This window comes from Streptomyces sp. NPDC054961 (assembly GCF_053609145.1).
This window is the reverse complement of the sequence record NZ_JBSGWY010000005.1, coordinates 234,033-241,692: the sequence shown is the minus strand read 5'-3', so window position 1 is coordinate 241,692 and position 7,660 is coordinate 234,033. Positions and strand designations below refer to the sequence as shown.

The 7,660-nt window shown below is 73.8% G+C and carries 9 protein-coding genes and 1 tRNA gene; 5 read left to right on the top strand and 5 right to left on the bottom strand.

Features of this window, described 5'->3' with window-relative positions; translation table 11 throughout:
* Nucleotides 1-152 precede the first annotated feature (152 nt).
* The 5 genes from ACWF9Z_RS08210 (at nucleotide 153) to ACWF9Z_RS08190 (ending at nucleotide 2,856) form a co-directional block, all read left to right on the top strand.
* Nucleotides 153-1,094, top strand: a complete 942-nt coding sequence (locus ACWF9Z_RS08210; RefSeq protein WP_453598762.1) for a universal stress protein — start codon at nucleotides 153-155, stop codon at nucleotides 1,092-1,094.
* 91 nt (nucleotides 1,095-1,185) lie between these two features.
* Nucleotides 1,186-1,359 carry a hypothetical protein gene (locus ACWF9Z_RS08205; RefSeq protein WP_384660455.1) on the top strand — a complete coding sequence of 58 codons (174 nt, stop codon included), beginning with the start codon at nucleotides 1,186-1,188 and terminating at the stop codon, nucleotides 1,357-1,359.
* Between the two features lie 275 nt (nucleotides 1,360-1,634).
* Nucleotides 1,635-2,201 carry a tRNA adenosine deaminase-associated protein gene (locus ACWF9Z_RS08200; protein WP_453598759.1) on the top strand — a complete coding sequence of 189 codons (567 nt, stop codon included), beginning with the start codon at nucleotides 1,635-1,637 and terminating at the stop codon, nucleotides 2,199-2,201.
* Nucleotides 2,202-2,251: 50 nt separating this feature from the next.
* On the top strand, nucleotides 2,252-2,680 hold the full coding sequence (gene tadA / locus ACWF9Z_RS08195; protein WP_453598826.1) for a tRNA adenosine(34) deaminase TadA: 429 nt from the start codon (nucleotides 2,252-2,254) through the stop codon (nucleotides 2,678-2,680).
* 89 nt (nucleotides 2,681-2,769) lie between these two features.
* Nucleotides 2,770-2,856, top strand: a tRNA-Ser gene (locus tag ACWF9Z_RS08190).
* 78 nt (nucleotides 2,857-2,934) lie between these two features.
* Here the strand turns inward: ACWF9Z_RS08190 and ACWF9Z_RS08185 are convergent.
* The 5 genes from ACWF9Z_RS08185 to nudC form a co-directional block, all read right to left on the bottom strand.
* Entirely contained in the window at nucleotides 2,935-3,597 is a 663-nt protein-coding gene (locus ACWF9Z_RS08185; protein WP_453598756.1) for a GPP34 family phosphoprotein, read from the bottom strand.
* A 2-nt stretch (nucleotides 3,598-3,599) separates the two neighbouring features.
* Nucleotides 3,600-4,049: a rhodanese-like domain-containing protein gene (locus ACWF9Z_RS08180; RefSeq protein ID WP_453598754.1), complete on the bottom strand. Its 450-nt coding sequence runs from the start codon at nucleotides 4,047-4,049 to the stop codon at nucleotides 3,600-3,602.
* Between the two features lie 4 nt (nucleotides 4,050-4,053).
* Nucleotides 4,054-5,361, bottom strand: coding sequence for a glutamate synthase-related protein (locus ACWF9Z_RS08175; RefSeq protein WP_453598751.1), 1,308 nt, complete (start codon nucleotides 5,359-5,361; stop codon nucleotides 4,054-4,056).
* Complete coding sequence (locus ACWF9Z_RS08170) at nucleotides 5,358-6,389, bottom strand: asparagine synthetase A (protein ID WP_453598749.1); 1,032 nt, start codon at nucleotides 6,387-6,389, stop codon at nucleotides 5,358-5,360. The genes ACWF9Z_RS08175 and ACWF9Z_RS08170 overlap by 4 nt, the downstream gene beginning before the upstream one ends.
* A 78-nt stretch (nucleotides 6,390-6,467) precedes the next feature.
* Nucleotides 6,468-7,445 (bottom strand): NAD(+) diphosphatase, encoded by a 978-nt coding sequence (nudC, locus tag ACWF9Z_RS08165; protein WP_453598746.1) that lies wholly within the window; start codon nucleotides 7,443-7,445, stop codon nucleotides 6,468-6,470.
* Nucleotides 7,446-7,660 lie beyond the last annotated feature (215 nt).

Sequence of the window (7,660 nt, the reverse complement as noted above, 5' to 3'; positions counted from 1 at the left end):
CCTCTCTCTCTCACCCACGCCATCGCCCTCTCTCACTCCCACCCCCACCCCCACGCCCGCGCGGCGGGCGCCCCCCCCCCGCGGCCGGGGGCGCCGCCCCCCCCCCCCCCCCCGGAGATGCGACCCGCCCGGACCCCCAGCAGTCTGGAGAGATGACCGACCCCCTGGTGATCGCGGCCGTCGACGGATCCGAACACAGCCTCAAGGCGCTGGAGTGGGCACGGGCCGCGGCGGTGCGCCACCACACCGGGCTGCTCGTCGCCCACGTGCTGCCCGACAGCGCCCAGCTGTACGCGGCACGCCGTTCGTCGCTGCACGACCCCTCCGAGCCGGAGGAGTTCGCCGACCCCGTCGGCGACCGGATCCGCGAGCTCCTGGCCACGGGGCCCCCGATGCCCTCCCAGGTGGCCTACGAAGCGATGGAGGGCTCGGTCCCCGAAGCGCTGCGGGCCGTCGGGGAGGGCGCCCGGATGCTGGTGATGGGCTCGCGCGGCCGGGGCGGCTTCGCCTCCCTGCTGCTCGGCTCGAACAGCCGCGCCGTGGCCACCAGCGCGGCGTGCCCGGTGGTGGTCGTCGCGCACGAGGCGCGCGCCGCAGGGGCCGCCGCCCAGCCCTCGGCCGGCCGGATCGTGCTCGGGCTGCACACCGCGGAGACGCCCGACGACGTACTGGACTTCGCGTTCACCGAGGCCGCCGCGCGGGGGACGGGCGTCCAGGTGGTCTCCGCGTACAGCATCCCGCCGGCGCCGACGATGGTGATCGACAGCCCCTTCGCGGTGATCCCGCCCGAGTCGCTGGCGGGGGAGGACGACGACGCGGTGCCGGCCGAGCGGGAGATGCTGCGCTACCAGACCGAGCGGCTGGCCCCCTTCCGCGACCGGTACCCCGGGGTGCCCGTCGAGCAGGCGGCGGTGCCGGGGGACGCGGCGGGCCGGCTGGTGGACGCCTCGGTCTCGGCGTCGCTGGTCGTGGTGGGCCGCCACCACCCGAGGCGGCACATCCGGTCCCTGATGATCGGCTCGGTGGCGAACGCGGTCCTCCAGCACGCGCACGGGCCCGTGGCGGTGATTCCGACCCTGTCGGAATCCGACTGATACGCGGCGGAAGGTGGCATCAAACCGCTGGTCCGAGGGAAGGTGGGGGGCGGGGGGCGGACCGGAGCGGACCATCCAGGGGCGGTGACCCATGCCCGACGACGACCACGAGACACCGGAAAGCACGGCGCAGCGCAGAGCCCGGCGCGCGCAGTTCCTCCGCGATCTGCACGAGGCCCGGGAACTGCGCGACCGCGTCCAGCCCAGACGCGCCCGCGCGGCCCGCATGCGCCAGCAGATGCGCATGCGCACCTTCCGCTGGTGAGGGCCCCGGCGCGGTCCCCGCGTGGTCCCGGATCCGGCCTCCGACCTGGCCCCGGGCGCCCCGCCGCGCGCCGCCGGACCGGGCTCCCGAGGCCCCCGTACAACACGCGCGGCCAGCGCCACGGCGCGGAAGACCTCTCGCAAAGCCTCCGTTTCTGCCACGATGCCGATTGGGCGGGGTTCGAAACGGTGAGCAGGACGACCGTTCCACTCCCCACCCACCTCCGGCCGGGGGGACCTCCAACCGGCACGCCTATGACCAGTGGGAGAGTCACGGTGTATTTCGCCGCACTGCTCGCGCGCACCGAAGACGGGTGGGAAGCGAGCGACATGGAACTCGACAACGTCGAGTCCCTGAGTGATCTGATCGATCTCGCCCGTTCCGCCGCTGTCGACGACGACACGGTGGTTGCCCTCATCGAACAGGAGGACGCCTGGTTCGGGGTCGTCCGCGTGGACGGCGAGGAAGACCCGCGCTACTACGTGTCCAACGCCTCCACCGCCTCCCGCAGCTCCTACGGCTCGATGCTGACCGACGAGCTGCTCGGCAAGGACGAGGAGGACGACGAACTCGACGAACTCGACCTCGACGGCACCGAGGACGGCGAGGACGAAGCCATCGCCTCGTACGCGGACGAAGACACCGAGGAGGAAGAAGACGAAGACGCGGACGACGGACCCCGCGCCGGAGCCGAACCGGTGCCCACCGGCCCGCTCGGCGACCCCCGGCTGCTCGACGACCTCGGGGTGAGCCACAAACAACTGATGACCCTGGACGGGGACGCCCTCTCGGAGATCGCCGACTCGCTCGGCGCCACCGAGGTGCTGGAGGCCGTCCGCTAGTGATCATCGCGCACTCACCCGATCCCGTACGGGACCCGTGGCGGGACTCCATGCGCCTGGCGCTCCAGGAGGCTGCCCGGGCGGTGCCGGCCGGCGACGTGCCGGTCGGCGCCGTCGTGCTCGGCCCCGGCGGGGATCTCCTCTCCACCGGGTACAACGAGCGCGAGGCGACCGGCGACCCGACGGCGCACGCCGAGGTACTGGCGCTGCGCCGGGCGGCCGCCGCGCTCGGGGAATGGCGGCTCCCGGGGTGCACCCTCGTGGTGACCCTGGAGCCGTGCGTGATGTGCGCGGGCGCGCTCGTGCAGTCGCGGGTGGCCCGGGTCGTCTACGGGGCCGCCGACGAGAAGGCGGGCGCGGCCGGGTCCCTGTGGGACCTCGTGCGGGACCGCCGGCTCAACCACCGGCCCGAGGTGGTCGGGGGCGTGCTCGCGGGGGAGTGCGCCCGGCAGCTGAAGGACTTCTTCCGCGATCTCTGACCCCGGGCGCGGCACGATCGGGGCCGGGGGACCCCCTTCCGAGGGTATGGATTTCAGAGCACGGCCCTCCTTGGGCTAAGCTCTCTCTCGGTAGCGTGTCCGAGCGGCCGAAGGAGCACGCCTCGAAAGCGTGTGATGGTGCAAGCTATCCGTGGGTTCAAATCCCACCGCTACCGCTCTTGAACCGCCCCTGACCCGTTCCGACGGGTCAGGGGCGGTTTTGCTGTACCGGCCGGTGGAGGCGTCGAGGTGACTCATCCGCCGAACACGAGGGGGACGCAGGCCGCCGCGACGGCCCGCGACAGCTCCCCGGCGACCATGGCCACGGGCGGCGAGCACCGGGCCCGCGGCGCCGGCGCGCAGCCCATCGCCGGCCCCAGCCGGGCCGCGCCCAGCAAGGTGGCCAGCACCTGCGCCGCCCCGCCGTCGGGAGCGCGCCGCGGATCCTCGGCCGGGGTCTCCGCGCGGAGCAGGGCCGCCAGCCGGGCCGCCTCCCGCGCGTCGCTCGGCAGGTGGCCGACCACCGGGAAGAGGCCGAACCGGCTGCTGCGCACCCGCGTCATCCGGCCGGCCTCCAGCAACTGGGCGCGTACCGCGCTCAGCGCCCCGTCCGCCGCGCGTTCCAGCCAGGCCCGCGCGCCGAGCGCCCGGTCGGCGAGCACCATCCGCTCGAGCAGGGCGTCCGCGACCGGGTCGGCCGCGGCCGCGTAGTCCCGTACGAGCACCTCGTCCGGCCGCACCTCGACCCGGCCGGTCCGCTCCAGGTCCAGCAGGACGGCGGCGGCCAGCGCGTATCCGAGCTCCCGGTGGCGGCGCCGTACGACGACCGGGTCGAGGGAGCCGGCCACGGCGAGCAGCAGCGTCTCGTGCAGGGGCGTCTCGTGACGGGGCGGACCTCCGCCGGACGGGCGCCGCAAGGTCAGCTGCCCTGCTCGAGGGGGAAGCCCTGCCGCTTCCAGTACTCGATGCCGCCCAGCATCTCCTTCACGCGCAGGCCGTGGGCGGCGAGCTTGGCCGCGCCCTTGGCCCCGGCGTTGCAGCCGGGTCCCCAGCCGTACGTGACGTAGACCTGCCCGGGATCGAGGGCCGCCACGTCCTCGGGGGTCATGTCGTGGTGCGAGAGGTTGAGGGCGCCGGCGACGTGCTCGGCGCGGTAGGACTCGGGCTTGCGGACGTCGAGGACGACGAAGCCGCCGTGACCCGCCCGCAGGTCGTGGTGGACGTCGTAGGCGTCCGTCTCGCAGCGCAGCTTGGTGCGGTAGAAGTACTCCACCGCCTCGGCGGGGTCGGCCGCGGGGACGCCGAGCACCTTGTGGTCCTCGTCGGCCAGCTCGGTGAGCAGAGCGGTCTTCGTTTCTTCGTGGCTCATGAGGTCACGACACCTTTCCCATGACGGAGTTGAGTGAAGCAGTGGGCAGCGGGGTGGCGGTGGACTCCGGGAGCCAGAGGTCCTCCGGCGAGAGGGCGGACACGTCGTACTTGCCGAGCGCGCTGATCAGCAGCTGCAGTTCGAAGCGGAGCGCCTCCACCAGGCGCACCAGGCCCTCCTGCGGGTCCTCGGCGACCGCCAGCAGTGCGGCGCGGCCGAGCCCGACCGCGTCCGCCCCCAGCGCGAGGCACTTGAGGGCGCGCCCGCCCTCCCACATCCGCCCGGAGGCCAGCAGCCCGCGCTGCGCACCGCCCGCCGCGCGGATCCGGGCCAGGCACTCGCCGAGCCCCAGTCCGACCTGCGAGAGGAAGACGCGGGGCGCCCAGCCGGTGCCGCCCTCGGCGCCGTCCACGCTCACCGCGTCGGCGCCGGCCCGCAGGGCCACGTCGACGGCCCGGGCGATGTCGCGGCCCGGGGGCAGCTTCACCCAGACGCGGCAGCGCGGGTAGTTGTTGCGCATCAGCCGGATCTGCTGGGTGAGGATCTCCTCGGTGAAGGTCCCCGGGGTGGCGCAGCGGACCACCTGGTCGCTGTCGGAGCCGTAGGTGTCGGTGATCTGGAAGCGGTCGGACAGCGATCCGGCGGCCGCCCGGTCCACCAGGGTGATCCCGCCCAGGCCGGGCTTGGCGCCCTGCCCCACCTTCAGCTCGAAGGCCAGCCGGCCCGATTCGAGCAGCGGGGCCACCGTCGGGTCGCTGTAGACCATGTTCCAGACCTCGGCGTCCGCGTCCTGCGTGGACTGCTGGACGACGATTCCGCCCGAGGTGCCGCCCGCTTCCATGTATCCGGAGATCCGGGCCAGCAGCGAGCCGGGGCGGCTCTCGCCGCCGCGGCCGTAGCCGTTGACCGGGACGACGTTCTCGCCGATCACCATCGGGATGCCGAGCCGTCCGGCCTGCCGGCCGAGGTCCTCGCCCAGGGTGGACGAAGCGACCTGGGTGGAGCCGAAGGCGGAGACGTACAGCGGCACGGGGGAGAAGAAGCCGCCGATCGAGGTGGCCAGGACGACATCGCTGGGCAGCGGTTCCTCGCCCAGGTCGAAGAGCTTCTCCAGCCGCTGCGGGACGAAGACCGGCGGCACGATCCGCATCCGGTCGAGCGGGTCGCCGCCGGCGGGGCCGCCGGGCTCCGCGCCGAGCAGCGTCTGTCCGTAGGAGCCCGCGTCGGGGAAGACGGCCGCCGCGCCGCGGCGCGCCCTGTCGCGGATCGCCCCTTCCTCGTATCCCGGGGCGCCCAGGGGGTGAGCGGTCATGCCGAGACCACCCCGGGGATCTTCGGGAAGGAGCAGGCCTGCCACACGGCGTCGAGGCCGGCCACGCAGCGTGTGAGCCGCTCCAGGCCGATGCCGAAGCCGGCGCTGGCGGGCAGGCCCTCGCGGGCGATGTCCAGGTACCAGCGGTACTTGGCGGGGTTCTCGCCGGTCTCGCGCATGCGGGTGATCAGCCGCGTGTACTCGTACTCGCGCTCGCTGCCGCTGATGACCTCGCCGTAGCCGCCCGGCAGGATCAGGTCGAAGTTGTGCAGGACGCCCGGGTCGGTGGTGCTCTCGCGGTCGTAGAAGCCGCGGGAGCCCTTGGGGTAGTCGACGACGAAGAAGGCGCCCAGGCTCTTGCGGGAGAGGAGCTCCTCGCCCTCCCAGTCGAGCTCCGCGTCGGTGCTCTGGCCGTGGCCCAGGACGTGCAGCCGCTCGACGGCCTCCCGGTGCGTGATCCTGCCGAAGTCCGTCTCCGCGATCGCCCTGAGGGCGTCGACGTCCCGTCCCAGTACGGCCAGTTCCTCGCCCATGTCGGCGACGCAGGCGGCGACGACGTGGCGCACGAGCCGCTCGGCGAGCGCCGTCACGTCGTCGCGGGTGGCTCCGGCGACCTCCACGTCGATCTGGTGGAACTCGGCGAGGTGGCGGTGGGTGGTGGCCGTCTCCAGCGGCTCCATGCGGACGTTGGGGGCCACGTTGAAGATCTTGTCGAAGGCCAGCAGCGAGGCCTGCTTGTAGAGGATGCCGCTGGTCATGAGCTTGTAGGTGTGCCCGTAGAAGTCGATGTCCACCTGCTTGGCGCCACGGCCGCCCGGGTCGGTCACCGCGCCGATGGTCGGGGGCAGCAGCTCCATGAAGCCCTCGGTGCCCAGCAGTTCGCGGGCGGCGGCCAGGATCCGCTGCTGGATGCGCAGGGTGGCCCGGGTGGCGGGCGAGCGCAGGTGCTGCAGCGGCGCCGGGGGAACGAAGGCGTCCTGGACGGCGTCCGGCAGTGCCTGGACGGGCGAGACGGGTGCGATGGTCATGGCTGCTTCCCCAAAAGAGTCGGAGGGCGTCGAAAAAGAGCGTGAAAGGTGTGTACGAAGAGCGGGCCGCGGCGCGGGTCAGCCGTACAGCCAGTCGTGGAGCATGCGGTGCCCGAGCGAGTCGGCCGGTCCCAGGGAGTGCCCGGCCGCGAGGCGGGCGCGGACCTCGTCCCGGGTGAACCAGCGGGCGTCGAGCAGTTCGCGCCGGTCGACGCGGATCACTTCGGAGGTGGCGCGGGCCCGGAAGCCCACCATCAGGCCGGCCGGGAAGGGCCAGCCCTGGGAGCCCTCGTACGAGACCGGCACGACCGGTACGCCGGCTTCCTCGAAGATCTCGCGCTCCACGGCTCCCTCCAGGCTCTCGCCGATCTCGGCGAAACCAGCCAGCAGGGAAAAGGAGTTCTCGGGTGCGCCGCGATGGCGGGCGAGCAGGCAGCGGGCCGGGTCGCCCGGCGCCTGTACGAGAACGATCACTGCGGGTTCGATGCGGGGGAAGTGCTGCACACCGCAGTCGGCGGAGCCGCAGAGGCGGACGTGTCCGCCGTGCGCGCTCACGGTGGCCGAGCCGCACACCCCGCAGTAGCGCTGGCGCCGGTGCCAGTGGAGCAGGCCCCTGGCGCAGGCGAGCAGCGCGGCGTCGGCGGCGGTCAGCCCGGCGAACAGATCGCGGACGTCGGCCGTGGTGGCCGCGCCGGCGAGTCCGAGCGCCTCCTGCTCGCCGAGATCGGACAGGTCGGCGGCGAACACCCCGCGGGGCTCGGCCTCCGGCCCGCCGGAGCCGTCCGCGTCCCCGTCCGCGCCCTGTCCGTCGGTGCCGAGCAGCACGAGCTGTCCGGCGGCCGCCACGGTGGCGGCGGCCGCCGCCCCGCGCAGCCTCAGGGGAGCGCCGGTGGCGGCGTCGAGCAGGCAGCGGCCGTTCCACAGGGGGACGAAGTCCGCGTCCGGGGACGCCATCTTGGCGGCCACCCACGCGGGGTCCTCGCGGTGCCCGCCCGCCCGGTCCAGGGCTACCCGTGCATAGGCCGGAGCCGCTTCTCGGGACGGAATGGATTCCATGGACGCGTTCGCTCCAGCCTTCGGGTCGCTTCGGTCGGGAGGGGCCGGACGGTGGCCGCCTGATCCGAGACTGGCCCCGCGCCGGGTCCTCCCGCAAGGACGGCCGCACCTCGTGATCACGCCAGTCACAAGAACGACAGCGCGGCCGGCACGGACGCCCGGCCGGCCGGGGCGCGGGGCGGTCGCGGCGTGGGGGCGTCCTTCTTACGCCAGAC

Excerpts from the sequence above, each read along its gene's own strand:
- ACWF9Z_RS08210 (WP_453598762.1), top strand. The coding sequence starts at position 153 with ATGACCGACCCCCTGGTGATCGCGGCCGTCGACGGATCCGAACACAGC.
- ACWF9Z_RS08205 (WP_384660455.1), top strand. The coding sequence starts at position 1,186 with ATGCCCGACGACGACCACGAGACACCGGAAAGCACGGCGCAGCGCAGA.
- ACWF9Z_RS08170 (WP_453598749.1), bottom strand. The coding sequence starts at position 6,389 with ATGACCATCGCACCCGTCTCGCCCGTCCAGGCACTGCCGGACGCCGTC.
- ACWF9Z_RS08175 (WP_453598751.1), bottom strand. The coding sequence starts at position 5,361 with ATGACCGCTCACCCCCTGGGCGCCCCGGGATACGAGGAAGGGGCGATC.
- tadA (WP_453598826.1), top strand. The coding sequence starts at position 2,252 with ATGCGCCTGGCGCTCCAGGAGGCTGCCCGGGCGGTGCCGGCCGGCGAC.
- ACWF9Z_RS08180 (WP_453598754.1), bottom strand. The coding sequence starts at position 4,049 with ATGAGCCACGAAGAAACGAAGACCGCTCTGCTCACCGAGCTGGCCGAC.
- nudC (WP_453598746.1), bottom strand. The coding sequence starts at position 7,445 with ATGGAATCCATTCCGTCCCGAGAAGCGGCTCCGGCCTATGCACGGGTA.